This window comes from Actinoallomurus sp. CA-142502 (genome assembly GCF_050936355.1).
GTDB lineage: Bacteria > Actinomycetota > Actinomycetes > Streptosporangiales > Streptosporangiaceae > Actinoallomurus > Actinoallomurus iriomotensis.
Window position 1 is genome coordinate 3,731,745 of the sequence record NZ_JBNJMY010000001.1, and the last position, 24,243, is coordinate 3,755,987.

21 protein-coding genes are annotated in these 24,243 nt (G+C 72.1%); 10 read left to right on the top strand and 11 right to left on the bottom strand.

The window, feature by feature from the left end; all coding sequences use genetic code 11:
* Positions 1-119 precede the first annotated feature (119 nt).
* The 3 genes from ggt (at position 120) to ACQEV1_RS18155 (ending at position 3,322) form a co-directional block, all read left to right on the top strand.
* Positions 120-1,931: a gamma-glutamyltransferase gene (gene ggt, locus ACQEV1_RS18145; RefSeq protein ID WP_433394806.1), complete on the top strand. Its 1,812-nt coding sequence runs from the start codon at positions 120-122 to the stop codon at positions 1,929-1,931.
* A gap of 122 nt (positions 1,932-2,053) precedes the next feature.
* Entirely contained in the window at positions 2,054-2,377 is a 324-nt protein-coding gene (cutA, locus tag ACQEV1_RS18150; RefSeq protein WP_285567018.1) for a divalent-cation tolerance protein CutA, read from the top strand.
* 105 nt (positions 2,378-2,482) lie between these two features.
* Complete coding sequence (locus tag ACQEV1_RS18155; RefSeq protein ID WP_285617186.1) at positions 2,483-3,322, top strand: oxygenase MpaB family protein; 840 nt, start codon at positions 2,483-2,485, stop codon at positions 3,320-3,322.
* A 7-nt stretch (positions 3,323-3,329) separates the two neighbouring features.
* Here ACQEV1_RS18155 and ACQEV1_RS18160 read toward each other — a convergent pair whose 3' ends face one another.
* The 3 genes from ACQEV1_RS18160 to ACQEV1_RS18170 all read right to left on the bottom strand — a co-directional run bounded on the left by ACQEV1_RS18160 (position 3,330) and on the right by ACQEV1_RS18170 (position 7,427).
* Positions 3,330-3,737 carry a PPOX class F420-dependent oxidoreductase gene (locus ACQEV1_RS18160; protein ID WP_433394807.1) on the bottom strand — a complete coding sequence of 136 codons (408 nt, stop codon included), beginning with the start codon at positions 3,735-3,737 and terminating at the stop codon, positions 3,330-3,332.
* Between the two features lie 284 nt (positions 3,738-4,021).
* Positions 4,022-5,182: an epoxide hydrolase family protein gene (locus tag ACQEV1_RS18165; protein WP_433394808.1), complete on the bottom strand. Its 1,161-nt coding sequence runs from the start codon at positions 5,180-5,182 to the stop codon at positions 4,022-4,024.
* Between the two features lie 28 nt (positions 5,183-5,210).
* Positions 5,211-7,427, bottom strand: coding sequence for an HAD-IA family hydrolase (locus ACQEV1_RS18170; protein WP_433394809.1), 2,217 nt, complete (start codon positions 7,425-7,427; stop codon positions 5,211-5,213).
* Positions 7,428-7,481: 54 nt separating this feature from the next.
* On the opposite strand from ACQEV1_RS18170, the gene ACQEV1_RS18175 reads away from it, so the two are divergent.
* Both ACQEV1_RS18175 and ACQEV1_RS18180 read left to right on the top strand, forming a co-directional pair.
* The gene (locus ACQEV1_RS18175; RefSeq protein ID WP_433394810.1) at positions 7,482-8,684 is read left to right on the top strand and encodes an ROK family transcriptional regulator; all 1,203 of its coding nucleotides are present in this window, start codon (positions 7,482-7,484) and stop codon (positions 8,682-8,684) included.
* 35 nt (positions 8,685-8,719) lie between these two features.
* On the top strand, positions 8,720-9,163 hold the full coding sequence (locus ACQEV1_RS18180) for a hypothetical protein (protein ID WP_433394811.1): 444 nt from the start codon (positions 8,720-8,722) through the stop codon (positions 9,161-9,163).
* Positions 9,164-9,191: 28 nt separating this feature from the next.
* Here the strand turns inward: ACQEV1_RS18180 and ACQEV1_RS18185 are convergent, their stop codons facing one another.
* From ACQEV1_RS18185 to ACQEV1_RS18210, 6 genes are all read right to left on the bottom strand, one after another.
* The gene (locus ACQEV1_RS18185; protein ID WP_285617177.1) at positions 9,192-9,770 is read right to left on the bottom strand and encodes a histidine phosphatase family protein; all 579 of its coding nucleotides are present in this window, start codon (positions 9,768-9,770) and stop codon (positions 9,192-9,194) included.
* A 49-nt stretch (positions 9,771-9,819) separates the two neighbouring features.
* Positions 9,820-10,935 (bottom strand): alanine dehydrogenase, encoded by a 1,116-nt coding sequence (ald, locus tag ACQEV1_RS18190; protein WP_285567001.1) that lies wholly within the window; start codon positions 10,933-10,935, stop codon positions 9,820-9,822.
* Positions 10,936-11,036: 101 nt separating this feature from the next.
* Positions 11,037-12,509, bottom strand: a complete 1,473-nt coding sequence (locus tag ACQEV1_RS18195) for a potassium/proton antiporter (RefSeq protein WP_285617175.1) — start codon at positions 12,507-12,509, stop codon at positions 11,037-11,039.
* A gap of 98 nt (positions 12,510-12,607) precedes the next feature.
* Positions 12,608-13,228 (bottom strand): FMN-binding negative transcriptional regulator, encoded by a 621-nt coding sequence (locus ACQEV1_RS18200; RefSeq protein ID WP_285617173.1) that lies wholly within the window; start codon positions 13,226-13,228, stop codon positions 12,608-12,610.
* Positions 13,229-13,305: 77 nt separating this feature from the next.
* On the bottom strand, positions 13,306-15,615 hold the full coding sequence (gene pucD, locus ACQEV1_RS18205; protein ID WP_433394812.1) for a xanthine dehydrogenase subunit D: 2,310 nt from the start codon (positions 15,613-15,615) through the stop codon (positions 13,306-13,308).
* Positions 15,616-15,850: 235 nt separating this feature from the next.
* The gene (locus ACQEV1_RS18210; protein WP_285617171.1) at positions 15,851-15,988 is read right to left on the bottom strand and encodes a hypothetical protein; all 138 of its coding nucleotides are present in this window, start codon (positions 15,986-15,988) and stop codon (positions 15,851-15,853) included.
* Positions 15,989-16,030: 42 nt separating this feature from the next.
* Here ACQEV1_RS18210 and ACQEV1_RS18215 point away from each other — a divergent pair, with 42 nt between their 5' ends.
* The 4 genes from ACQEV1_RS18215 to ACQEV1_RS18230 all read left to right on the top strand — a co-directional run bounded on the left by ACQEV1_RS18215 (position 16,031) and on the right by ACQEV1_RS18230 (position 21,247).
* Positions 16,031-17,329 carry a helix-turn-helix domain-containing protein gene (locus ACQEV1_RS18215; RefSeq protein WP_285617169.1) on the top strand — a complete coding sequence of 433 codons (1,299 nt, stop codon included), beginning with the start codon at positions 16,031-16,033 and terminating at the stop codon, positions 17,327-17,329.
* 212 nt (positions 17,330-17,541) lie between these two features.
* The gene (locus ACQEV1_RS18220; RefSeq protein WP_433394813.1) at positions 17,542-19,581 is read left to right on the top strand and encodes a cytochrome c oxidase assembly protein; all 2,040 of its coding nucleotides are present in this window, start codon (positions 17,542-17,544) and stop codon (positions 19,579-19,581) included.
* Between the two features lie 78 nt (positions 19,582-19,659).
* Positions 19,660-20,616, top strand: coding sequence for a TIGR03621 family F420-dependent LLM class oxidoreductase (locus tag ACQEV1_RS18225; protein ID WP_285617166.1), 957 nt, complete (start codon positions 19,660-19,662; stop codon positions 20,614-20,616).
* Between the two features lie 82 nt (positions 20,617-20,698).
* The gene (locus ACQEV1_RS18230; protein ID WP_433394814.1) at positions 20,699-21,247 is read left to right on the top strand and encodes a retropepsin-like aspartic protease; all 549 of its coding nucleotides are present in this window, start codon (positions 20,699-20,701) and stop codon (positions 21,245-21,247) included.
* Between the two features lie 251 nt (positions 21,248-21,498).
* Here the strand turns inward: ACQEV1_RS18230 and ACQEV1_RS18235 are convergent, their stop codons facing one another.
* Positions 21,499-22,182: a response regulator gene (locus ACQEV1_RS18235; RefSeq protein ID WP_285617162.1), complete on the bottom strand. Its 684-nt coding sequence runs from the start codon at positions 22,180-22,182 to the stop codon at positions 21,499-21,501.
* A complete protein-coding gene (locus tag ACQEV1_RS18240; protein ID WP_433394815.1) occupies positions 22,179-23,333 on the bottom strand; it encodes a sensor histidine kinase in 1,155 nt (384 codons plus the stop codon). Before ACQEV1_RS18240 ends, ACQEV1_RS18235 begins: the two co-directional genes overlap by 4 nt.
* 73 nt (positions 23,334-23,406) lie before the next feature.
* Here ACQEV1_RS18240 and ACQEV1_RS18245 point away from each other — a divergent pair, with 73 nt between their 5' ends.
* Complete coding sequence (locus ACQEV1_RS18245) at positions 23,407-24,222, top strand: ABC transporter ATP-binding protein (protein ID WP_433394816.1); 816 nt, start codon at positions 23,407-23,409, stop codon at positions 24,220-24,222.
* Positions 24,223-24,243: the final 21 nt, after the last annotated feature.

Genomic DNA, 24,243 nt, shown 5'->3' on the forward strand with positions numbered 1-24,243 from the left:
CTCTTGGCCTGTTCTGGACCGTGCTGGGGGTAGCCGGGCGATCTTGTGGATCTCCGGCGCACGGGATGGCACAGTGGGGGACGCGTTCCTCGTGAAGCGCCGGACGATCAGGAGACGCAATGCGCCGACCCGCCGCCGTCATCGCACTCGCCACCGCGGCCCTGGCAACGCTGGTGGTGCCCGCCCAGGCGCGGCAACCCGCCGCTCACGCCCCGCAAGACGAGAAACAGGCGGTCGCGGTCGGGTACGGGGGAGCGGTCGCGAGCGTCGACCTGGATGCCAGCAGGAGCGGTGTCGAGGTGCTCCGCCACGGCGGCAACGCCGTCGACGCCGCGGTGGCCACCGCGGCCACGCTCGGCGTCACCGAGCCGTACGTCTCGGCCATCGGCGGAGGCGGCTACTTCACCTACTACGACGCCCGCACGCACAAGGTCTCCACCTTCGACGGCCGGGAGACCGGCCCGGCGAAGATGACCAAGGACTTCTTCATCGACCCGAAGACCGGCAAGCCGCTGGCGTTCAACGACGCGGTCACGAGCGGACTGTCCGTGGGCGTGCCCGGCACGCTCGCCACCTGGGACTCCGCGCTGCGCCGCTTCGGCTCCCGCCGTCTGGGCGACCTGCTCCAGCCCGCGATCAAGGTGGCGAAGAACGGGTTCACGGTCGACCAGGAGTTCGTCGACCAGACCACGGTCAACCAGGACCGCTTCAAGGACATCGTGCCGACGCGCGAGCTGTTCCTGCCCGGCGGCAAGCCGCCCGCGGTCGGCTCGACGTTCCGCAACCCCGACCTCGCCGCCACGTACGAGCAGATCGCCAAGAAGGGGCTCGGCTGGTTCTACGGCGGCGAGCTGGGCAAGGAGATCGCCACCACGGTGCAGCACCCGCCCGTCGACCCGAACGCCACGCGCGACGTACGGCCGGGCGTGGTGCGGTCGTCCGACCTGGCGCGCTACAAGGTGGTCCCGCGCGACCCCACGCACGTCGACTACCGCGGGCTCGACGTCTACGGCATGGCGCCCTCCTCCTCGGGCGGCTCGACCGTGGGCGAGGCGCTGAACATCATGAAGCAGTTCAAGCTCAGCGACCCGGTCGAGGCGCTGCAGGTCTACCTCGAGGCGTCCAAGCTCGCCTACGCCGACCGCGGCGCGTACGTCGGCGACCCCGCGTACGAGAACGTCCCGCTGAAGACGCTGCTGTCGGACCGGTTCGCCCGCTCGCGCGCCTGCCTGATCAAGCCCGGCCAGGCGCTGACGGCGCCGGTCGCGCCCGGTGACCTGAAGGGCGAGGGCTGCACCACTCCGTCGGGCACCGGCCAGCAACTGCCGTACGAGGGTCCGCAGACCACGCACCTGGTCGCCACGGACAAGTGGGGCAACGTCGTCTCCTACACGCTGACGATCGAGCAGTTCGGCGGCAGCGCGCTCACCGTGCCGCACCGCGGGTTCCTGCTGAACAACGAGATGACCGACTTCAACTTCACGTCGTCCACTCCGGCCGGCTACCCCGACCCGAACCTGCCCGCCGCCGGCAAGCGGCCGCGCAGCAGCATGGCGCCGACGATCGTGCTGAAGAACGGCCGCCCGCTGCTGGCCGTCGGCTCGCCGGGCGGTTCGACGATCATCACGACGGTGCTGCAGATCCTGCTGAACCGCATCGACCTCGGCATGACGCTTCCGCAGGCCGTCGAGGCACCGCGCGCCACCCAGCGCAACACGGCCCAGACCGCCGCCGAGCAGGCGTTCATCGACAAGTACGGTGCGGCGCTGAAGGCCAAGGGGCAGGACTTCGTGCTGTTCCCCGGTCCGCCGGCGGGCGTGATCGGCTCGGCCGCGGGCCTGGAGTTCCTCGGCGGCGGCAAGGTGGAGGCGGTCGCGGAGAAGGTCCGCCGCCACGGCGGCAGCGCGCTGGTCGCCGTCCCCGCCCGCTGACCCCGGGCCGCCCCGCGGCCGGTCCGAGGGTGAGGCGGTCCTGACCGGAACGATGGTGTGATCTGTCGCTGCCGGACCGGACCGGGGCGCGGAGCTACGATCAGCGGGGAAGGAGTCGCTGTATGGCCGAGGCGTACGTCCAGGTGACGACGACCACTGATTCGCGCAAGGAGGCCGCCGAGCTCGCGAGGTCGGCGGTCACCGAGCGTCTCGCGGCCTGCGCCCAGCTGATCGGCCCGATCGCCAGCACGTACTGGTGGGAGGGGGAGATCGAGTCCGCCGAAGAATGGATGGTGCTGTTCAAGACCACCACCGACTGCTTCGAGGACCTGGCCGCCCAGATCACCGAACAGCACTCGTACGACACGCCGGAGATCATCGCGACTCCGGTCGTGGCGGGCAGTGCCGAATACCTGTCCTGGGTGCGGGAGCAGACGACCGAGTGACCTGATCCTCCAGGGGCCGCCGGCGTGTGACGGCTGCCATGAGAGGGTAATAAGTCAGTACTTATCCCTGTTTTCGTCGGGGTGCCCCCTCAAGGACGGTGAACGGTGAGCGAGGACTACGGCCTGTTCGGTCCCGGCTCCGTGACCTGGCGCGTGATGGCCGAGCCCGTGCAGATGATCGGCGGCTTCCGCGCCCTCATCCTGCAGGCGCTGCACCCGCCGTCCATGTGGGGCACCGCACAGAACTCCGAGCTCATGGACCCGCGCGCCGCCTGGGCGCGCCTCGGCCGCACGATCGAGTTCGTCCGCGTCCGCACGTACGGCACGCACGACGAGGTCGAGCGGGTCGGCCGCCGGGTCCGCAACCTGCACTCGCGGCTGAGCGGCCTCAACATGGACACCGGCGAGGTGTTCCCGGTCGACGCCCCGGAGAACCTCCTGTGGGTGCACATGGGCGAGGTCGACTCCTACCTCGACGTGGCGCTGCGAGCCGGCATCCCGCTGTCGCGGGCGGACGCCGACGCGTTCGTCGACGAACAGCGCCGCTCCGGCGCGGTCGTCGGCCTGGACCCGGCGGACATCCCCGCGTCGGTCGCCGAGATGCGCGACTACTACGCGGAGATGCGGCCGAGGATCTACGCCTGCCGGGAGGCGAAGGAGGGGCTGCGGCGGCTGTTCAACCCGACCGTGCCCCGCCAGTGGCTGCCGCTGAAGCTGGCCGCCCCGGGCATCGCGACGCTGGTCGTGGCGACTCTGCCCCGCTGGGCCCGCCGCATGTACGGCCTGCCGGCCACGCCGCTCGAGGACGTCTGGGCGACGACCTGGCTGAAGGCCCTGTACCGGGGCACGCAGGTCGTCCCGGAGGCCTGGCGCTACTCCCCGGACGCCCGCCGCGCGCGCGAGCTCACCCGCGGGAACGGCACGGATCTGGCCGTCGCGTCCTGACCCGCTCTCAGGCCTGCCCGCCGGCCACGGTCCGGTTGCCGGCCGCCGGGTCGACGCCGAAGCTGAGGATCCGGCGCGGGTGGACGCGGATGATGGGACCGGCCAGGTTCCCCGCCGAGTCCGCGGGTTCGGTGAGCGCCTCCGCGTCGCCGCGGATCTCCAGGCAGCGCACCGTCCACGGGTCGAACGAGGCGATGTCGTCCACCACGAAGGACACCTTCGACCCCGCCGCCACGTTGCGGAACTTCCGGCTGGCCGCCATGCGGTGCCCGCCGATGTCGATGGTGCCGAGCTCTTCGTTGAAGCCGAAGCCGACCGGATTGTTCTGCACGGTGCCGTCCGGCCGAACCGTGGCCAGCCGCCCCAGCCGCTGCTCGCGCAGGTAGTCCAGCTCCCGTTCGGTGAACATCGCCATGGCCGCCTCCATCGGTGTCGTGCGTTACGGCCGCCACGGTAGGCCGAAGCCGATCACCGGGCCATCGGGCGAAAGCCGCTGCCGGCCTACGATGAAGGGCCTAGGACCCGGCGGACGGAGACGTCCCCCCATGCCATCCGCGCCGGCCCTCGCGCGCCGGCGCCTCCATCTCGTTGAAGGCGTGCAGCGGCTTGAGCACCCTCCGGGCGGGGCGTCGCCCGGGGCGGGGTCCGTGCGGTCGGCGGCCGGGACGCCGAAACGCTGCTGGGCGGCCTGGCGGCTCGTCAGCGGACCAGGCGGAAGAAGGCGCGGACCTCCTCCACGAACAGTTCGGGCTGCTCGAAGGCGGCGAAGTGGCCGCCCCGGTCCAGTTCGTTCCAGTGCCGGATGTCGGTGAAGCGTTGCTCCGCCCACCGCCGGGAGGGACGGGGGTTCTCGTGCGGAAAGATCGAGCATCCGGCCGGGACGCCGATCCGATCGGTCGTCGCGCCGGCGAAGAGCCGCTGCACCTGCCGGAAGCTCTCCCAGTACAGCCGGGCGGCGGACGCGCCGCTCCCGGGCAGCCAGTAGAACATCAGGTTGTCGAGAAGCTCGTCCCGGGTGAGCGCGTTCTCCGGATGGCCGTCACAGTCGGTCCAGGAGCGGAACTTCTCGACGATCCAGGCGCACAGCAGCGCGGGCGAGTCCACCAGGCCGTACCCGATGGTCTGCGGCCGCGTGGACTGCTCCAGCGAGTAGCCGTCCTCCCACGCCTGGGCGTGCTCCAGCGCGTCGAGGGCGGCGCGCTCGGCGCCGGTGAGGTCGCCGAACGTGGCCGGATCCGGCGCGGCCAGGGGCGGCGTGAGGTGAATGCCGGCCACGTGCCCCGGGTCCTGCCGGCCGATGATCGTGGTGATCGTGGTGCCCCAGTCGCCGCCCTGCGCGCCGTACCGGTGATAGCCCAGGCGAGCCATCAGCTCGATCCAGGCGGCGGCGATCCGCTCCACGCCCCAGCCGGGTCCGGCCGGCTTGTCGCTGAAGCCGTAGCCGGGCAGCGAGGGGCACACCACGTGGAACGCGTCGCTCGCCCGGCCGCCGTACGCCGGCGGGTCGGTCAGCGGGCCGATCACCTTGAGGAACTCCACGATCGAGCCCGGCCAGCCGTGGGTGAGGATGAGCGGCAGCGCGGCCTCGTGCGGCGAACGCACGTGCAGGAAGTGGATGCCGAGCCCGTCGATCGTGGTGCGGAACTGCGGCAGGGCGTTCAGCCGCCGCTCGGTGGCACGCCAGTCGTACTCCTCGGCCCAGTAGCGGCACAGCCGCCGCAGGTAGTCCAGGGGGACGCCCTGGGACCAGTCCGCGACGGTCTCGCGCTCGGGCCATCGCGTCCGGCCCAGCCGGTCCCGCAGGTCGGCCAGCTCCGACTCCGGGACGTCGAGGCGGGTCGGGGTCACCGCATCGGACATGTCGTCCTCCTCCGTCGAGGTGGTGGCGTCATCGCGCGGCCAGCACGAGCGCCTGGTACGGGGCCAGCCGGACGCGGCCGGTCCTCGGCCGGTCGAGTCCGACGGCCGGATCGTCGGTGTCGAAGACCGCCGCCGCGGGCAGTTCCACATCGGCCACCGGCGTGTCACGCAGGTTCGCGACCGCCCAGAGCCCGCCTCTGCGGTACGCGACGACCGGTGCGTCGAGGGCGATCCGGCTCACATCGTCGGTGGCGGCCAGGAGATGCGCCAGCCGGCGCCGTGTCGCCAGCAGCCGAGACAGGGTGTTCAGGTGGGACGCCGGGTCGTCCGCCTGGACCGCGACGGTGTCGGGCTCCCCGCGCCCGCCGTCGGGCAGCCACGGCCGTCCGGTGGTGAAGCCCAGGCCCGGGCCCGGACGCCATGGCATCGGGGTGCGCACGACGTCGCGGCTCTCGCCGGGCTCGGCGGCGCCGAGCGGATCCACGGTGCGCTCGGCCGGCACGTGGCCGTCGCCGAGGCCGAGCTCCTCGCCCTGGAAGAGCCAGAACGTCCCCGGCAGAAGCGCCATCAGCACGTGCAGCGCCAGCGACCGGCGCCGGCCCGGCTCCCCGCCGCCGAACCGGGTCACCGCACGGGACCGGTCGTGGTTGCCCTGCACCCACGAGAGACGGGACGACGCCGTCGTCGCGGCTTCGAGCATGGCAGCGATCCGCTCGGCGTCCCAGCCGGTCTCCACCAGGCCGAACCAGAACGACGAGTGGAGCCGTTCATCCTCGACGAAGCGGGCCAGCGCGTGGGGATCGAGCTCGTACACCTCGCCGACGAGAAAGGCGCCGTGCCGGTCGGCGATCCGCCGCCAGCGTTCGTGGACGGCGTGCACGTCCGGCTGATGGATGTCGTGGCGGTGGTCCTGGCGGCGCCAGTCCATCGTCACTCCCCGCGCCGGCAGCACCTGACCCGCGGGAAGCGACGGATTGTCCCGCAGGTCCGCGTCCTTGACGAGGTACGCGGCAGTATCGATCCGGAACCCGTCGAGCCCGCGCTCGAACCAGTACTCCAGCACCGTGTCGATCTCCGTGGCGAGCGCGGGGTCGCGCCAGTTCAGGTCGGGCTGCTCCGGACGGAACAGGTGGAGGTAGTACTGGCCGGTCGCCGGGCTGAAGGTCCACGCGGGGCCGCCGAAGTGGGAGAGCCAGTTGTTGGGCGGCCCGCCGTCCGGCGCCGGGTCCCGCCAGATGTAGTGCTCGCGGTGCGGGTCGGTCCGGGAGGAGGCGGCCGCCGTGAACCAGGGATGGGCGTCGCTGGTGTGGTTCACGACCAGATCGCCGATCACCCGCATCCCCCGGCGATGCGCCTGGGTGAGCAGTTCGTCCAGGGCGGCCTCGCCGCCGAACGACGGGTCCACGGCGTGGTAGTCGGCGACGTCGTAGCCGTGGTCGCGCATCGGCGAACGGAAGAAGGGGGTCAGCCACAGCACCTCGACGCCCAGCCGGGTCAGGTGATCCAGGTGGGAGCACACCCCGGCCAGGTCGCCCCAGCCGTCGCCGTCGGCGTCGGCGAACGACGGCAGGTACACCTGGTATCCCACGGCGTCGCGCCACCACGGCCGTACCCGGGAGCGCTCCAGCAGGTGGGCCAGCCGGCCGAGGCCGGGCAGGCGGAGGTCGCCGTCGAGCCCGCGCAGGGCCGCGGTGGGCATCCCGGCGGCCCGCCCGGCGGCGAGTCCGGGCGGCGAGTCCTCCACGACCAGGCAGGCGGACGGCGCGATGTCCAGCAGGGCCGCGGCCCGCAGGTACCCCTCGGGGTCGGGCTTGGCCGCCCCTACGTCGTCGAGCGTGACCAGCACCGGCGGGTCGATGCCGGCCGCGTGGAGCCGTTGCTTGGCCAGCCGGTCGTCGGAGGTCGTCACCACCGCCCAGGCGAGCCCCATCCGATCCAGTGCCGCGAGCAGGTCGCGCGCGCCGGCGGCCGCCGTGACGTCGGAGGCGTCGGCGTACTCCAACTCGTACTGGCGCTGTGCCGCGGCCTTGGCCGCCTCCTCGCCGAGTCCGGGCAGCAGGCTCCGTACCACGCGGACCGCCGGGTGGCCGTGCGCGGCAGTGAGCACCGTCTCGACGTCAAGGCCGTACTCGCGGGCCCAGGCCGACCAGGCACGCTCGACGGTGCCGTCGGAGTCGACCAGAGTGCCGTCCATGTCCAAGAGCACGCCCTCGACTCTCGCGAGGTCCAGCGGTCCCTGTCCCACAGCGCCTCCCCGTAATAAACTCGTGTGGCGAGCATAAATGAGGGAGTGGTGTCGATGGCAAGCCCCGCGAACCGATCGGGCTCGGTCCGTGCCCGTAATGCCCGCTGGCGCGGCGCGCTCGCCGTACTGGAGGAGATGCGGCGCGAACCGGGGGTGACGCGCGCCGCGGTGGCGCGCCGGCTCGGCCTGACGACCGGATCGGCCACCGAGATCACCGCCCGCCTGCGCGACCTCGCGCTTCTCGCCGAGACGCAGGCGGCGACGCTCGGGAGGGGCCGTCCGACGACCGTGCTCGGCCCGCACCCGGAGGGCCCGCTGGTCATCGCGGTCGACATCCGGCAGGAGGACTGGCGGTGCGCGGTCGCGGCACTCGACGGCGCACCGGACGTCGTCGAGGCGGAGGCACACGCGGACCGCGACCCGGCCGCCGTGATCGCCGCGATCGGCCGTGCGGTGCGCCGGGTCCACGACCGGCACGGCCATCGCGTCAGAGCGGTCTCGGTGGCGGTCGCGGCGACCGTCCGGAGCGGCGGCGTCGTCCAGGCCGCAAGCCTCGGGTGGGACGCGGTCGATCTCCGCGCGCTCACGGCCGACCCGCGGACGCCGCTGCTGATCGGCAACGACGCGACGCTCGCGGGCGTGGCCGAAGCCCGCCTGGGCGCCGCCGCCGGCGCGGTGGCGGCCCTGCACATCACGATCGAGGTCGGCATCGGCGGCACTCTGGTCGTCGGCGGCCGGCCGGTCGACGGCGCGACCGGCGCGGGCGGGGAGTTCGGCCACCTGCCGTTCGGTGACCCGGCACTTCGCTGCCCGTGCGGTGCCCGCGGCTGCTGGGACCTGACGGTCGACGGCCGTGCCATCGCCCGCCACGTGGGCGACCCTCCGCCGCGCGACCCCCGTACCTACGCTCTGGAGGCCCTCCGCCGGGTTCGGGGCGAGCCGGCCGTGCGGGCCGCGGTGGGCCGGGCCGCCGAGGCCTTCGGCGGCGGGCTGGCCGGCCTGATCAACGCGCTGGACCCGGACATCGTCACGCTCGGGGGCCTCGCGGAGCCGCTCCGCGCCGCGGCCGAGCCGCGGTTCACCGCCGCGCTGACGGACGGGCTCATGCGGTTCCGCCGCGCCGACCCGCCTCCGGTGGTCGCCGCCGCCCTCGGCGAGGCCGGAGCCCTCCACGGAGCGGCGGCCGCCGCGCTCGACCACGTCCTCACCGAGGACGGCCTGAACGCCTGGGCGGCGTTTGTCGGTGCGGGACGCTAGCTTCGCCCTGGTCGGTCCGAACGGAAGAGGGTGCCGTGGGAGCTTCGAGTTGGCAGTACTTCGTGCCGTATCAGGAGGATCTACAGGACGCTCTGCGGCGGTTGCGGCACAAGGTGTTCGAAGAGCGTGGCTACTACTGGGTGAAGGGAGCCGACTGGCGTCCTGAGAAAGACCGTGAGCCGTGGCCGGCGACCATCGAGGAGCTGTGGGAGGACGAGTGGGTGCATGAGTCCGGTACGCACTCGATCCTGGACATCTTCCGGGTGATCGGACCGGCCGAGCAGCCGGACTACAACACGGTGCAGCCGGTGTCGGCCGATGAGGCGTTCCGGCACCTGGGGGTGCGAGAGCTCACCCGCGCCCACGTCCCCGAGTTCGACGTCTTTCCCCGCGCACGGTGGATGGGCCGTTGCGCGGTCCTGCACGACGACCGGGGCCGGCCTCAGGAGATCTGTTTCTGGGGTCACTCCGGCGACTGACCCCCGACCATCAGCGGGTCGTCCATCGTCAGAGCCGCGGGGGGAGGTTCCACGAGCCGATCACCGGCTGCTCGTGTTCGGTGCCCAGCGTGGACAGCGTGCCGGTGCCGAGGCGGAACAGCCGGCCGTCGGCGGGCGGCAGGCCCAGCCAGCGGGCGGTCAGGACGCGCAGGACGTGCCCGTGCGCGGCGAGCACCACGTCGTCGCTCCCGGTCAGCGCCGGCCGGACGCGCTCCAGGACCGCGTCCGCCCGCGCGCCGACCTGCTCGACCGTCTCACCGTCGAGCACGCCGTCACGCCACAGGTACCAGCCGGGCCGCTCCTCGCGGATCGCCGGGGTGCTCCGGCCCTCGTACGCGCCGTAGTCCCACTCCCACAGGCGTTCGTCCGTCTCCGCGCCGGTGAGCCCGGCGAGTTCCGCGGTGCGCCGGGCCCGCTCGGCCGGGCTGGTCAGGACGAGCGCGACCCGGCGGTCGGCGAACAATGGCGCGAGCGCGCGGGCCTGCTTCTCGCCCTCGGGCGTCAGCGGCACGTCGGTACGGCCGGTGTGCCGGCCCTCACGGGCCCATTCCGTCTCACCGTGCCGCAACAGGATCAGTTCCCCCATACGCGGCACACTACGGGACCGGGACGTGTCGCTTCCCTCGCCCCGGCCCTCAGACGAGAAGGTCGTCCAGCTCCACGTGGTCGAGGCCGTGCGCCTCGGCGACCGGGTAGCTGGTCAGACGGCCCTCGTGCGTGCTGAGGCCCTGCGCCAGCGCGCGGTCGTCGGTCACGGCCTGCCGCCAGCCCTTGCCGGCCAGCGCGAGCGCGTACGGCAGGGTCACGTTGGTCAGCGCGTACGTGGAGGTGTTGGGGACCGAGCCCGGCATGTTCGCGACGCAGTAGAAGACCGAGTCGTGCACCGTGTAGGTCGGCTCGTCGTGCGTCGTCGGACGGGAGTCCTCGAAGCAGCCGCCCTGGTCGATGGCGATGTCGACCAGGACCGACCCTGGCTTCATCCGGGCGACCAGGTGGTTCGAGACCAGCGTGGGCGCCTTCGCGCCGGGGATCAGCACCGCGCCGATGACCAGGTCGGCGTCGACCACGGCACGCTCGATGGCGTACGTGTTGGACATCAGGGTCTTCAGCCGGCCCTGGTAGATCGAGTCGATGTGGCGGAGCCGGTCGATGTTCACGTCCATGATCGTGACGTCGGCGCCCATGCCGACGGCGATCTGGGCGGCGTTCAGGCCGGACACGCCGCCGCCGATGACCACGACCTTGGCCGGAGCCACGCCGGGCACACCGCCGGGCAGCACGCCGCGCCCGCCGTTGAACTTCATCAGGTTGTACGCGCCGACCTGCGGAGCGAGCCGGCCGGCCACCTCGGACATGGGCGCGAGCAGCGGCAGCGACCGGTTCGGCAGCTGCACGGTCTCGTAGGCGATCGAGGTGACACCGGAGCCCAGGAGCGCGTCGGTGCAGGGCCGCGACGCGGCTAGGTGCAGGTAGGTGAAGAGCGTCTGCCCCCGGCGCATCCGGTGGTACTCCGGCTCGATCGGCTCCTTGACCTTCAGGATCAGCTCGCCCGTCTCCCAGACGTCGTCGGCGGTCTCGAGGATCTTGGCCCCGGCGCCGATGTAGTCCTCATCGGGGATGTTCGAGCCCGCGCCCGCGTCACGCTCGACGAAGACCTCGTGGCCGTGGCGCACCAGCTCGTGCGCGCCGGCCGGCGTCACGGCGACGCGGTACTCATTGTTCTTGATCTCGCGCGGTACGCCGACCCTCACGATGCCTCCTCAGTTCATGTTCCTCACCAAGGGTGCGACGAGGATGACCAGGAGCGCGATGAGCAGCATGTATTGCTATTCCCAAGGATGCTGACACATTGTCACGTCCCGGGCGTGTCGTCCGCCTTCGTGAAGACGGTCTCGAGATGCGGGGCGTCGTCGGCCAGGACCAGCACCTCGTCGCCCGCCCGCATCTCGGTGCCGGAGCGGACCGGGACCAGGCGGCCCTCGCGGATCACGAAGCTGACCCAGGCGTCCTCGCCGCACGGAAGCTCGTCGACGGTCGCCCCGTCGGCGGCGGAGCCCGGCGCGACCTGGTAGCGGTGCAGCCCCTCCGGCTCCTCCTGAAAGCGTACGCCCAGGCTCCAGGGCTCGGGTTCGACGACCCGCAGCGGTATGCCCAGCCGGTGCGTGAGAGTGGGGACCGTCCCGCCCTGCACGATCACCGAGAACGCCACGACCACGAAGATGATCGCGTACGCCCGCGACGCGTCCGGCACGCCGGCCTGCACGATGAAGGTGCCGAGCAGGATCGGCACCGCGCCCTTCAGCCCCGTCCAGAGCACGAAGATCCGCTCCTGCCGCCGGAGCCGGACCGGCAGCAGCACGAGCCCGACGAAGACCGGGCGGATGACGAGGGCGAGCGCGAGCGCGAGCAGCAGGCCGATCCAGATCGCCCCGCCGTGCGGCAGGTCGCGAATCTTGATCGTCAACCCGAGCATCGTGAACGCGACGATCTCGCCGAGGCTCGCCAGCGACGAGTGGAACCGCTCGATCTCCCGCTTGTACGGCGCGCGCTCGTCGCCGAGCACGATGCCGGCCGTGAACACCGCCAGGAAGCCCGAGCCGTGCGCCGCGGTCGCCAGTCCGTAGATCACCAGAGCGCCGAAGAGGACCCGCAGCGCGTACAGACCCCCGGACGGGAGCGGGACGCGGCGCATGAAGGTCAGCAGGAGCAGGCCGCCCGCGACGCCGACGGCCGCCCCGATCACCATCTGCCGGCAGAACTCGACGACGACCTCTCCGGCGGAGTGCCAGCCGGCGCCGCCGGCGCCCAGCAGCGCCACCATCAGCGCGATGCCGACGGGATCGTTCGCGCCCGACTCGCCCTCCAGCAGGGTGCCGGTGCGCCCGGCGATCTCCCGCCGCCCCAGCACGGAGAAGACCACGGCAGGGTCGGTGGGGGAGAGCGCGGTGCCGAGCAGCATCGCGATGCGCCAGTCGAGGCCGAACGCCTCGTGGGCCAGGACCGCCACGGCCACGGCGGTGACGAGCGTGCCGGCCACCCCGAGCCACAGCGTGGCCCCGGCCGCCGAGCGGAACCGGCGGCGGCCGATGTTCATGCCGCCGTCGAAGAGGATCACGGTCAGCGCGACGGTGACGACCTCTTCGACGACGGGCATCCCCACCCTGCCGAGGCCGGGCCAGATGTCGGAGGCGACCGCCGCGCACACCAGGAACATCGCCGGCGCCGGTACCCGTAGCCGCTCGCCGAACCGGCTCGAGAGCACCGCCAGGGTGCCGATCAGCGCGACCAGGAGGATGGCCCGGCCGAAGGGCTCGACGTCGGTCATGGCACTGCCTTCCCATTGGGGACACCAAGGACAGCGCCGACCAGACTTCCCGGCACACCTGTTCTTAACGTTATCTATATGTGCCTTCCGGGCGGTACTTAACGGCGCCGCAGCGCGTGGTCGCGGGCCGCGATGTCGGCCCGGGTGCCGCGTTCCTCGAGCCGGTCGGCGATCTCCCGCACGTGCTCGGCCTCCTTGTTCCCGCCGTACTTGAACTTGGCCCGCACGCCGGTCACGGTCAGCTCGAGCCCGCGGATGCCGGGCATCAGCCGCCGGTCCGGGTCCTCCTCGGCCGCGACCGGGAGCCGGCCGGAACCCGGCTCGAAGTGGGCGAGCTGCCGGTCGAGGATCGCGGCCTTCTCCGCGGGGTCGTCCACGACGCGGACGTCGCAGGCCAGCTGCACGGTCGCGTAGTACGACGTCGGCACTCCGCGCTCGATCGCGTCGCCGGGCGCGGTGTTCCAGTCCGAGCGGATGTAGGTGTAGTCGTCGATCACGGTGAGCAGGGCGCGCGGACGCTCGCCGAGCGGTTCCCACACCGGGTTGGGCCGCGCGAGGTGCAGCCACACGGTCCGCTCGCCGTCGAAGACGAAGTGGGTGGGGACCACGACCGGCAGGTCGCGGTCGCGGCCGCCGGCGATCAGCTGGCCGAAGTCACGCCCGGCGAGCCAGGCGCGCCATTCGTCGTCCTCGGCCGAGTCCCAGGGGTGTACGAGCACTGCGAAACCTCCGATCGGGGGCGATGCGGAGCAGATTAGAGGATCGGCCACCCGGCGCATGGAAGGCCACGAAGGTCTCAGACCGGGATTCCGCGGACGTACGCCCCCACGATGTGTTCCGGGCGCACCGGCACCCGCGTGAGCGGCGCGCCGCACGCGTCGCGGACGGCGGCCACGATCGCCGGCGTCGAGGACAGCGTCGGCGGCTCGCCGGCGCCGCGCAGCCCGTACGGCGCGTGCGGATCGGGGTGTTCGAGGATCCGCAGGCGCATCGGCGGCATGTCGAGGATCGTGGGGATGAGGTAGTCGGTGAAGGAGGGGTTGCGGATGCGCCCGTCCCGCACCTGGACCTCCTCCATCAGCGCGAGGCCGAGCCCCTGGGCCGTGCCGCCGTGGATCTGGCCCTCCAGCGCGATCGGATTGAGGATCTTGCCGACGTCCTGCACGGCGGCCAGCTCGACCACCTTGACCAGGCCCAGCTCGACGTCCACGTCGACCACGGCCCGGTGCACGCAGAAGGCGAACTGCGTGTGGGAGTCGCCCTGACCGGTGCGCGGGTCCAGCGGCGCCGTCGGCCGGTGGTGGAACTCCCGCGTCTCCTCGACGGCCCGGCCGCCGAGCACCTCGGTCAGCGGGACCGCGACGTCGCCGGCGACGACGTGCCCGCCGCGGAGCGTGCCGCCGGGCATGCCGGCGAGACGGAGCACCCGCTCCCGTACGGCCTCGCAGGCGGCGCGCACGGCGCCGCCGGTCATGTACGACTGGCGCGACGCGCTGGAGGAGCCCGCGGAGCCGACGGTCGTGTCCGCGGGCGCGACGGTCACCTGGTCGACGCCCAGCTCGGTACGGGCGATCTGCGCCTGGAGGGTGACCAGGCCCTGCCCGACCTCGGCGGCGGCGGTGTGCACCAGCACGACCGGTTCGCCGCCGGACACCTCCAGCCGCACCCGGGCGGTGGACAGGTCGTCGAACCCTTCGGAGTAGCAGATGTTCTTGATGCCGATGCCGTACCCGACGCCGCGGACGACGCCCTCGCCGTGCGTCGTGTTGGACACGCCGCCGGGGAGGTTCCGCAGGTCACCGGTGTCGGACGGCGGAGGAGGCGGGAGGTCGCGGACGCGACGCAGCATGTCGGTGAGCGGCGCGGGCATGTCGACGACCTGCCCGGTCGGCAGGCGTGAGCCCTCCGACAGCGAGTTGCGCACCCGGATCTCGACCGGGTCCAGCCCGCACGCCTCGGCGAGGCGGTCCATCTGGGACTCGTAGGCGAAGCAGGCCTGCACGGCGCCGAAGCCGCGCATCGCCCCGCACGGCGGGTTGTTGGTGTACACGCCGTAGGCGTCGATCATGACGTTGGGCACGTCGTACGGGCCCGCGCCGAGCGAGGCGGCGTTGCCGACCACCGCCGGCGTGGAGGAGCAGTACGCCCCGCCGTCCAGGACGATCTCGGCCTTGACGTAGACCAGCCGGCCGTCCCGGTCGGCGCCGTGCTCGTAGCGGAGGGTCGCCGGGTGGCGGTGGACGTGGCCGGAGAAGGACTCTTCGCGGCCGTAAACGATCTTGACTGGGCGGGCCGTGCGCAGGGCGAGCAGGCAGGCGTGGACCTGCATGGACAGGTCCTCGCGCGCGCCGAACGCGCCGCCCACGCCGGACAGGGTGAGCCGCACCTTCTCCGGGGGCAGGCCCAGGACCGGCGCGATCTGCTCCTGGTCGACGTGCAGCCACTGGGTGGCGATGAACAGGTCCACGCCGCCGTCCTCGGCCGGCACGGCGAGCCCCGACTCCGGGCCGAGGAACGCCTGATCCTGCATGCCGACCTCGTACTCGCCGGTGACGACCACGTCGGCGGTGAACACCTCGCCGGTCCGCACCGGCTGGTGCCGCACGATGTTGCCGCGCTCGTGCACCTTCGGGCAGGCCGGGTCGAGCGCGGCGGCCCGCGCGTCGGTCACCGGCTCGCGTACCTCGTAGTCCACCCTGATCAGGTCGCAGGCCCGGCGGGCGGTCTCGGGGTGGTCGGCGGCCACGATCGCCACGGCCTCGCCCTGGTAGCGGACCCGGTCGATGGCGAGCACGGGCTGGTCCCGCAGCTCCAGGCCGTAGTGCTTGGCGCCGGGGACGTCCTCGTGCGTGAGCACCGCGTGCACGCCGGGGAGCCGGACCGCCTCGGTGAGGTCGATACCGCGGATCACGGCGCTGGGGTACGGGCTGCGCAGCGTGGCGCCCCACAGCATGCCGTCCATCCACAGGTCGGAGGAGTAGGCGAAGGCGCCCCGCACCTTCAGCACCCCGTCCGGCCGGACCGCGCTGTCGCCGACGCCGCCCGCGAACGACCGCCCGGTGACCGGCGCGCCCTCTCTCGCGTACGGACCGTCCTGCTGCGTCACGACGCCCACCTCCTGTCCCTACCCCTCACCGCAGTAGAGCAGGCGCGGAGGAGAAAGAGACAGGGACGATCTCACGAAACCGCCACTGGTCTTTGGCGAGATCTCCCGATATGCCGCATATGGGTCGGTCCGCGGGGGCCGATGCCGGCTGGACCCCGCGGACGCGCCTCCGCCATCTTTCGCCAGATGCTTCTGGTAGAAGCCGGAGAAAACTATCCTTTTGAAGAGAAGGACGTCAGCAGCAGTGGAACACTCCTGGTGGACCGGAGTGACCGTCGCTGGTGACGGCGGCGGTCGCGGGCGTGCTCCCGGCGCCGAGCGAAATACCGGTCACCACCACGAGCATGGTCACGGCTCTCTTGAGTCGGTTCATGCGAACGGCCTCCATTAAGCGTTCGAGTAAAAGCAGGTAAATGTGGACAGTCAAGTAACACTCGGGCAAAGAATCCGGATGACGCGGATTCGTCAGGGTCTGTCACAGGCGCAGTTGGCCCTCCCGGAGCTGTCCGATAGTTACGTTTCCCTGATCGAGAGCGGTAAGCGCGTACCGACGCCCGACGTCGTGCGGCTGCTGGCCCGCAAGCTCGGCTGTTCGCCCTCCTACCTGTCCAGCGGCATCGACGAGGACGTCCAGGACCGGATGCGCGTGACCCTCGAGTACGCCGAGATCGCCCTGCAGAACGGCGAGGCCGCGGAGGCCCGTGACCGGCTCGGCGAGCTGCTGGCCGACCCCGACCTTTCCTCGCTGCCGGAGTACGCCCGGCGGGCCCGCTGGGCGCACGCGCTCGCGCTGGAGGCGACGGGCGGGCTCGACGAGGCGATCGGGGAGTTCGCGGCCCTGGCCGCGGTGCTGTCACCGGACTACGACACCGAAGAATGGATCCGGCTCAACATCGCGATGTCGCGCTGCCACCGGGAGAAGGGCGACGCCGCGCGCAGCGTCGCCGTGGCCGAGGGCGCCTTCACCCGCGTCACCGGCCGGCCCGGTCCGTGGAGCGACGAGACGGTCAAGCTCGGCGCGACACTGGTCGGCGCCTACCTCGAACGCGGTGACCTGGTCAGCGGCGGCCAGCTCGCCGAGCGCCTGATCGAGCAGGCGGACGCGATCGGCAGCCCGGCCGCCCGCATGGCCGCCTACTGGGAGGCGGCCATCGTCGCCCGCTACCAGGCCGACTTCGAGAAGGCCGTGACGTACGGGGAGCGCGCCCTGGCGCTGCTCGGCGAGGCCGCCGACCTGCGCAACCTCAGCCGCCTGCGCGGCGAGTACGGCACGCTGATGCTCCTGGCCCGGCCGGACGCCGCCGAACGCGCCCGCGACGAGCTGCAGCGGGCGACGCGGGAGATGGCCGCCACGGCGGCCGGCGGCATCGACATCGCCCGGTGTCTGACCGAGCTGGCCCGGGCCGAGCTCGCCCTCGGCCAGCCGCGCAAGGCGGCCGACCGGGCCGCCGAGGCGCTCGACCTGCTCGGCGACGAGCCGCGCCCGGCCACCGCCGGCGCGCTCGTCGTGCTGGCGGAGGCCCGCATCCGCCTGGGCCGCGCGGACTCCGCGGTCGAGATACTCGACCGGGCCATGGCGTGCCTGCGGCGGATGGAGCCCTCCCGCGAGGCGGCCGAGGGCTGGTTCAACCTCGCCGAGCTGCTGTCGCAGACCGGCGACGAAGAACGCCGCACCGAGGCGTACCGGAACGCCCTGACCTGCGCGGGCCTGTAAGGGAAGCGGTGAGAGTGACCTGACGCGTAAAGTGGGCATGCCGAAAAGGCCACTCGGCGCGGCCCGTTGCCCGGTGGTGAATAAGGTGGGAAGGTCCCCGGTGCCCGTCCACCTCTGAGAGATCGACCTCGCCTCCATGACAAACCTTGACCGGCCCGAGCGCCGTCCGCGCCGCACGCCAGCAGCCCTTCGCGCTCCGGAGGCCGGGGCCCGTGCGTAGGCAGGGCGTGATCACCGCGCTGGTGGCCGCTCTCGCGGGCGTCGGCGCCATGGTCGCCGCGGGGCTCCTCGGCGGCGCGCTGCGCGAGCAGGTGATCCCCGGGCTGAGCGACGCCGGCACGCTGACGCGCTGGGGGCTGCCCCTCTCCCGCTTCGTCATGGAGGCCGGCGGCACGCTGACCGTCGGCGTGCTGCTCGGCGCCGCGGTCCTGCTCCCGTCCACGCGCGGCGTGCTCGACCCGCAGGCCGTCCGCTACCTGCGGGGCGCCTCGTGGATCGCGGCCGTCTGGGCGGCGGGCGCCGCCGCCACGCTGATCTTCACGGTCTCCGACATCCTCGGCCTGCCCGCCGGCAAGATCGTCGGCGGCAGCGAGCTGTCCAGCTACGTCGGCCAGATCCCGCAGGGCACGGCACTGATGTTCGTGGTGCTGCTCGCCGCGCTCATCGCGCTGCTGGCCCGCACCGCCGTCACACCGGGCAGCGCGGCGGGCCTGCTGGTCGTGGCGCTCGTCGCGCTGCTGCCGCCCCCGCTCACCGGGCACTCCTCGTCCTCGCCCAACCACGAGCTGGCCATCAGCGGCCTGGCGATGCACATCGTGGCGCTGTCGCCCTGGGTGGGCGGACTGCTCGCGCTCGTCTGGCACGCCACGCACGACGGCGACCACCTCGGCGTCGCCGCGGGGCGGTTCAGCCGGATGGCCCTGTGGTGCTACGTCGCGGTGGGCGTCAGCGGAGTCGCCAACGTCCTCTCCCGGCTGCCCGACCCGTCGCTGCTCTACACCACCGACTACGGGCGGCTGGTCCTGGTCAAGCTGGCCCTGTTCATCGTTCTCGGGATCTTCGGTTACCTCCACCGCGAGCGCACCCTGCCGGCCCTCATGGCGCACAACCCCAAGGGCTACGCCCGCCCGGCCGTGACCCGCCCGCCGTGGGCGTTCGTCCGCCTCGCCGGGGCCGAGGTCCTGCTCATGGCCGCGACCCTCGGCGTCGCCGTCGCGCTCGCCCGCACCGCCCCGCCCGCCGTGAACCTCGACGAGGACGCGGTCACCAGCATGATCGGGTTCCCGATGCCGCCGCCGATCACGGTCGCCCGGCTGGCGACGATGTGGCGGCCGGACCTGTTCTTCGCCGTGCTCGTCGTCGTGCTCGGCGGCCTGTACGCCGCGGGCGTCGCGCGGCTCCGCGCACGCGGCGACGCCTGGCCGCCCGGCCGGACGATCGCCTGGGGCGTCGGCCTGCTCACGATCGTCGCGGTCACGATGACCGGGATCGCGACGTACTCCCCGGTGCTGTTCAGCACGCACATGATCCAGCACATGGTCCTGTCGATGCTGAGCCCGATCCTGCTCGTGCTCGGCGCCCCGGTGACGCTCGCGCTGCGGGCGCTGAAGCCCGCCGCGATCCGCGGCGACCGCGGGCCGCGTGAATGGCTGACGGTCATCCTGCACAGCCGGGCCCTGCGGTTCATCGGCCATCCCGCCACGGCCACCGTCATCTTCGTCGGCAGCACGTACGCGGTGTACTTCACGCCGCTGTTCGGCTACCTCATGCGCGCCCACGTCGGGCACCTGGCGATGCTCGTGCACTTCCTCGCCTCCGGCAGCCTGTTCTTCTGGGTGCTGATCGGCGTCGACCCGACACCCCGCAAGCTGCCGTACGTGGCCAAGATGCTGCTGCTGTTCGTGACGATGCCGTTCCACGCGTTCTTCGGCATCGCGCTGATGAACCTCGGCAAGCCGCTCGCGGCCGGGTGGTACACCTCCCTGCACCGCCCGTGGGGCACCTCGGTGCTGGCCGACCAGCACACCGGCGGCTCGATCGCCTGGGCGTTCGGCGAGATCCCGACGTTCATCGTGCTGATCGCGATGGTGCTGCAGTGGTACGCCGACGACCAGCGCCTGGCACGGCGCCTCGAACGGCAGGCCGACCGGACGGCGGGGAAGACCGACGACGAACTGGCGGAGTACAACGCCTACCTCGCCTCGCTCGACAAGCGGCCCCCGTCGGCCTCCTCCTCTCCGCCCCAGGAATAGCGCGGTTCCGCTCCGGGCGATTCCGCCCCCGGCGTACGGCCATGGCGCCGGGCCACGGGGTGCGACAGCGTGATGGGCATGGCTGACTTCCGGTTCTCGTTCAACGTCCTCGACATCGGCTCACGCGAACGGTTCATCGAGATCTGCCGGCGCGGCGAGGCGTACGGGTACGACACGGTCTTCGCCGCCGACCACCTGGGCTTCGCCGCCCCGTTCCCGGCCCTGGTCGCCGCGGCGGCGGCCACCGAACGGCTGAAGGTCGGCACGCTCGTGCTGAACGCCGCGTTCTGGAATCCCGCCCTGCTGGCCCGCGAGGTGGCCACGACCGACGTGCTCACCGGCGGGCGCCTGGAGCTCGGCCTCGGCTCCGGGCACATGAAGTGGGAGTTCGACGAGGCCGGCATCCCGTGGGAGTCCTTCGGCCCGCGCGCGGACCGGCTGGAGTCGACGATCCAGGAACTGGGGCGGCTGTTCGCCTCGGACGGGTACCCGCAGCAGGCGGCGACGCGGGAGGCGCTGGGCCTGCCGAGGTTCGGACCCGTCCAGCGGCAGGGCTTCGGCGGGTACGGACCGCCGCTGATCGTCGGCGGCACGGGCGATCGGATCCTGCGGATCGCCGCCGACCACGCCGACGTCATCGCGATCGCCGGGCTGTACCAGATCAAGGGACGGCCACCGGGCACCTTCCGGCTCGGCACCGCCGAAGAGGCCGCCGAGCGCGTCCGGTACGCCCGTGAGCGGGCGGGCGACCGCGCCGGGCAGATCGAGTGGCACGCGCTGGTCCAGATGGTCATGGAGACCGACGACCGCGAGGCCGCCGCCGCGGGCCTGCTGGAGCGGTACGGCCACACGATGACCGCCGAGGAGATCCTCGACACCCCCTTCCTGCTCATCGGCACGGTCGAGGAGATGGCCGAGCAGATGCTGCGGAACCGCGAGCGCTTCGGGTTCACCTACTACACCGTCCACGGCCCGTTCATGGACGCGTTCGCACCCGTGATCGAACGGGTCCGTGCGCGCACGAAACCCTCGTGAACAGCGAAAACGTCCCTTTCGGTAACGTGACCAGCGCCGCTGATTACGGGTAAGGAAAGCCTCGTGCGGGAACGTCCGTCGTGTGTCCCGCACTGTGATCACCGGTCTGCTGCTGACGGCCGCGTTGCAGATCGCCATCGGCTGCGCCCACTCTCGCGTCGGCGCGGTCCAGACCCCGCGCCCGGTCGGCCGGACGATGGTCGCGCCGCCGTCGCCGACGCCCCCGCCGACGATGCGTCCGGACGAGGTCACGCTGCCGATGCGGGTGGTCCGCGGGAACGGAGGCACGCTCGTCTACGTGCCGATGAAGGTCAACGGCCACGGACCGTACGAGTTCGTGCTGGACACCGGCTCCTCCAACTCGTCGGTGGACCGCAGCCTGGTGCGCCGGCTGGGCCTGCCGCGCACCGGGCAGCAGCATCCCGTGCAGGGGGTGACGGGCAGTGGCATGGTGCCGGTCGTCCGGGTGCACCACTGGACACTCGGCGGGCTGCCCATGCACAGCACGTCGCTGTCGGTCGTCGACCTCGGCATCGGCGTGGCCGGCCTGCTGGGCTCGGACGAGCTGTGCCGGTTCGGCAACGTGATCCTCGACTTCCGGCACAACAGGCTCGTCATCCAGCGCCGCTGAACAACCTGCGGTCCTCCGGATGAGCGAGCGCGGCCGCACCGACCGTCGAATGAATATGGCGCAGCACCGCGAGCACCAGCACCGCGATCTGTCCGGCCGAGCGGGACCGCCACCGGGAGCCGATTGCCTTCAGGCGGACGCGCAGCAGGTCGGCGACGTAGTTGACGGTGTTCGAAGGCGATCGTGAATCGGCCGTCAGCGAGTTTCCGCAGCCAGGCCCGGTCTGCCAGCCGGTTCGGCTTCGCCTGCCCCTACCGTCTACGCGGCACGAGTCCGGTTTCGAAGGCGATGATCGCCAGGTGGACGCGGTCCCGAGCCTTGAGCTTGGCGAACAGACGCGCGACATGGGTCTTCGCGGTCGCCGCGCTGATCACCAGCCGCTCGGCTATCTCAGTGTTCGACAGTCCCTGTCCGACCAGTGCCAGCACCTCGCGCTCCCGGTCGGTGATCCCCGCGATGGGACTCGAGTCCGCGGCGGGCCCGGGGTCCGGTGCGGGGGCCGCGGGGCCGGTCGTTCCGGCGAAGTCCGCGATCAGCCGTCGGGTCACGCTCGGCGCGATCAGCGCGTCGCCCGCGGCCACCACGCGGATCGCTTCCAGGATCGCGTCCAGGGCCATGCTCTTGAGCAGGAATCCGCTGGCCCCGGCGCGCAGTGCGCCGTAGACGTACTCGTCGTGGTCGAAGGTCGTCAGCACCAAGACCTTGGGCGGGTCCGGCTCGGCGGTCGCCTGCCGGGTCGCCTCGATCCCGTCCATGCCCGGCATGCGGATGTCCATCACCACGACGTCCGGCCGCAGTTCACGCACCAGGCGCACCGCCTCGCGGCCGTCGTGGGCCTGGCCGACCACCTCCAGGTCGTCGGTGTCGCCGATCAGGATCGCGAGCCCGACCAGCAGCAGGGGTTGGTCGTCGGCCAGCAGCACCCGTACGCTCATGCCGGGAGGCTCGCCGTCACCCGGAATCCGCCCTCCGGACGCTGGCCGGCGCTGAACTGGCCGGACAGCAACGTCACTCGCTCGCGCATGCCGAGCAGGCCGAAGCCGCTCCCGCCGGCCGCGGTGAGCCTCGGACGGCCCGGCCCGCCGAGACCGTCGTCCCCGTCGTCCACCACCTCGATCGTCACTCCTTTCGGCTCGTAACCGACCGCGACCCGGCACGTCCGCGCCCTGGAATGCCGCACCACGTTCGTCACCGACTCCTGGATGATCCGGAACGCCGACAGTTCGATCTCCGGCGGCAGTGGACGCTGCTCGCCCCGCCAGGTCACGTGGACCCGCACCCCGGCGTCGGCCGTGCGTTCGGCGAGCTGCGGGACGTCGGCCAGGCTGCCGACCGGCGCCAGCGGAGCGGCCTGCGGCATGGCGTCGTCCGGCTCGGCGCGGCGGAGCGCCCCGAGCATGCGCTGCAGCTCGAGCAGCGTCTCCCGGCTGGTGGTCTCGATGCCGGTCAGCGCCTGCCGCGTCTGCTCGGGCTTGGTCTCCACGACCCGTGCCGCCGCTCCCGACAGCACCGTGATGATCCCGATGCTGTGCGCGACGCTGTCGTGCAGTTCGCGGGCGATCCGCAGCCGCTCGGTCAGGACGGCGCGGGCCGCCCTCTGCTCGTGCAGGGCTTCGAGGTATTCACGGCGTTTGCGATACACCCCCCCGACGACCCACGCGAGCGCGAACCACAACGCGAGCCCCCCGGCAAACTGGGCCGCGTCGCTGACGGTCTCCCCGGGGATGTGGGTGACGTTGACGAACGCGGCCGCGACGGCCGCGACGAAGCCGACGGCGGCAGCCTTCGGCCGCCGGACAGCGAGGTACCCGCCCAAGGCGACGAGCATGACGAACACGATCGAGGGCCGCGCGCCGAAGATGTCGCCGAGGACTGCTTCGCCCAGGACCGCCGCGAAGACCACCGCCGGCAGACGGCGCACGAGCAGGACCGGAAGGGCGAGCACGAAGAAGAGCCCGCTCCGAGAGGCCGGCATCGTCCAGGCGAGCATCAGCGCGTAGAAGGAGGTGGTGGCCAGCACCGCGGCCTGTGACATCAGCCAGGTCACGCGCTTCGATGTCGAGAGACGCCGGAGAAGCTCTTCCATACGGAGATCGTATTCAGCGACGTCGGCTCCGCGCGTCGCCCCGGGGATGTACGCGCCGTACACCGCCGAGCCGATGACCTGGGGAACGGTGACATCCACCGGCCGACGCGACGGATGGCGTTCTGTTCCTAGGTTCGTGGACATGACGAATGCACCGCTGATCGATCTTGGCGATACGACGAAGAAATACGACGACGGCCCGCCCGCGCTGGCCGGCGTGACCTTGTCCGTGGCGTCCGGTGAGTGCGTGGCGATCCTCGGCCATTCCGGCAGCGGGAAGTCCACGCTGCTGAATCTGATCGCCGGCCTGGACAGGCCCTCCAGCGGCAGCGTCACCGTCGACGGCACCCGCGTCGACCGGCTCGGTGAGGCCGGTTCGGCGAAGTACCGCCGGGCCTCGATCGGCATGATCTTCCAGTTCTTCAATCTGCTCGACGACCTGACCGTGTTGGACAACGTCATGGTTCCGGCGCAGCTGGCCGGGATGGGCAAGGGCGAAGCGAAGCGGCGGGCCGTCGAGCTGCTCGGCTCGCTGGGCATGGACCGGCATGCCAAGGCCTACCCGCAGCGGCTGTCCGGCGGGCAACGGCAGCGGGTGGCGGTGGCCAGGGCCCTGATGAACAAGCCGGCGCTGCTGCTGGCCGACGAGCCCACCGGCGCGCTGGACTCGAGCTCGGCCGAGGACGTGCGCCGGCTGCTGCTGGACCTGAACAGCGAGGGCCAGACCATCTTGTTGGTGACCCACGACGTGCGGCTGGCCGCGAGCACCGCGCACCGCACGATCGAGTTGGTGGACGGCGCGGTCGAGCGGGACGTCGTCAACGACGGCAGCGGTGCCGGCCTGGCCGCCCGTACGCCGCTGGCCCGTCCGACGGGAGCGGTCGGATGACACTGCGCAAGCCGCCGATGC

Bases quoted from the DNA above. Each gene is read 5' to 3' on its own strand.
- ggt (WP_433394806.1), top strand. From the start codon at position 120: ATGCGCCGACCCGCCGCCGTCATCGCACTCGCCACCGCGGCCCTGGCA.
- cutA (WP_285567018.1), top strand. From the start codon at position 2,054: ATGGCCGAGGCGTACGTCCAGGTGACGACGACCACTGATTCGCGCAAG.
- ACQEV1_RS18160 (WP_433394807.1), bottom strand. From the start codon at position 3,737: ATGGCGATGTTCACCGAACGGGAGCTGGACTACCTGCGCGAGCAGCGG.
- ACQEV1_RS18165 (WP_433394808.1), bottom strand. From the start codon at position 5,182: ATGTCCGATGCGGTGACCCCGACCCGCCTCGACGTCCCGGAGTCGGAG.
- ACQEV1_RS18175 (WP_433394810.1), top strand. From the start codon at position 7,482: ATGGCAAGCCCCGCGAACCGATCGGGCTCGGTCCGTGCCCGTAATGCC.
- ACQEV1_RS18185 (WP_285617177.1), bottom strand. From the start codon at position 9,770: ATGGGGGAACTGATCCTGTTGCGGCACGGTGAGACGGAATGGGCCCGT.
- ACQEV1_RS18195 (WP_285617175.1), bottom strand. From the start codon at position 12,509: ATGACCGACGTCGAGCCCTTCGGCCGGGCCATCCTCCTGGTCGCGCTG.
- ACQEV1_RS18210 (WP_285617171.1), bottom strand. From the start codon at position 15,988: ATGAACCGACTCAAGAGAGCCGTGACCATGCTCGTGGTGGTGACCGGT.
- ACQEV1_RS18225 (WP_285617166.1), top strand. From the start codon at position 19,660: ATGGCTGACTTCCGGTTCTCGTTCAACGTCCTCGACATCGGCTCACGC.
- ACQEV1_RS18235 (WP_285617162.1), bottom strand. From the start codon at position 22,182: ATGAGCGTACGGGTGCTGCTGGCCGACGACCAACCCCTGCTGCTGGTC.
- ACQEV1_RS18240 (WP_433394815.1), bottom strand. From the start codon at position 23,333: ATGGAAGAGCTTCTCCGGCGTCTCTCGACATCGAAGCGCGTGACCTGG.
- ACQEV1_RS18245 (WP_433394816.1), top strand. From the start codon at position 23,407: ATGACCTGGGGAACGGTGACATCCACCGGCCGACGCGACGGATGGCGT.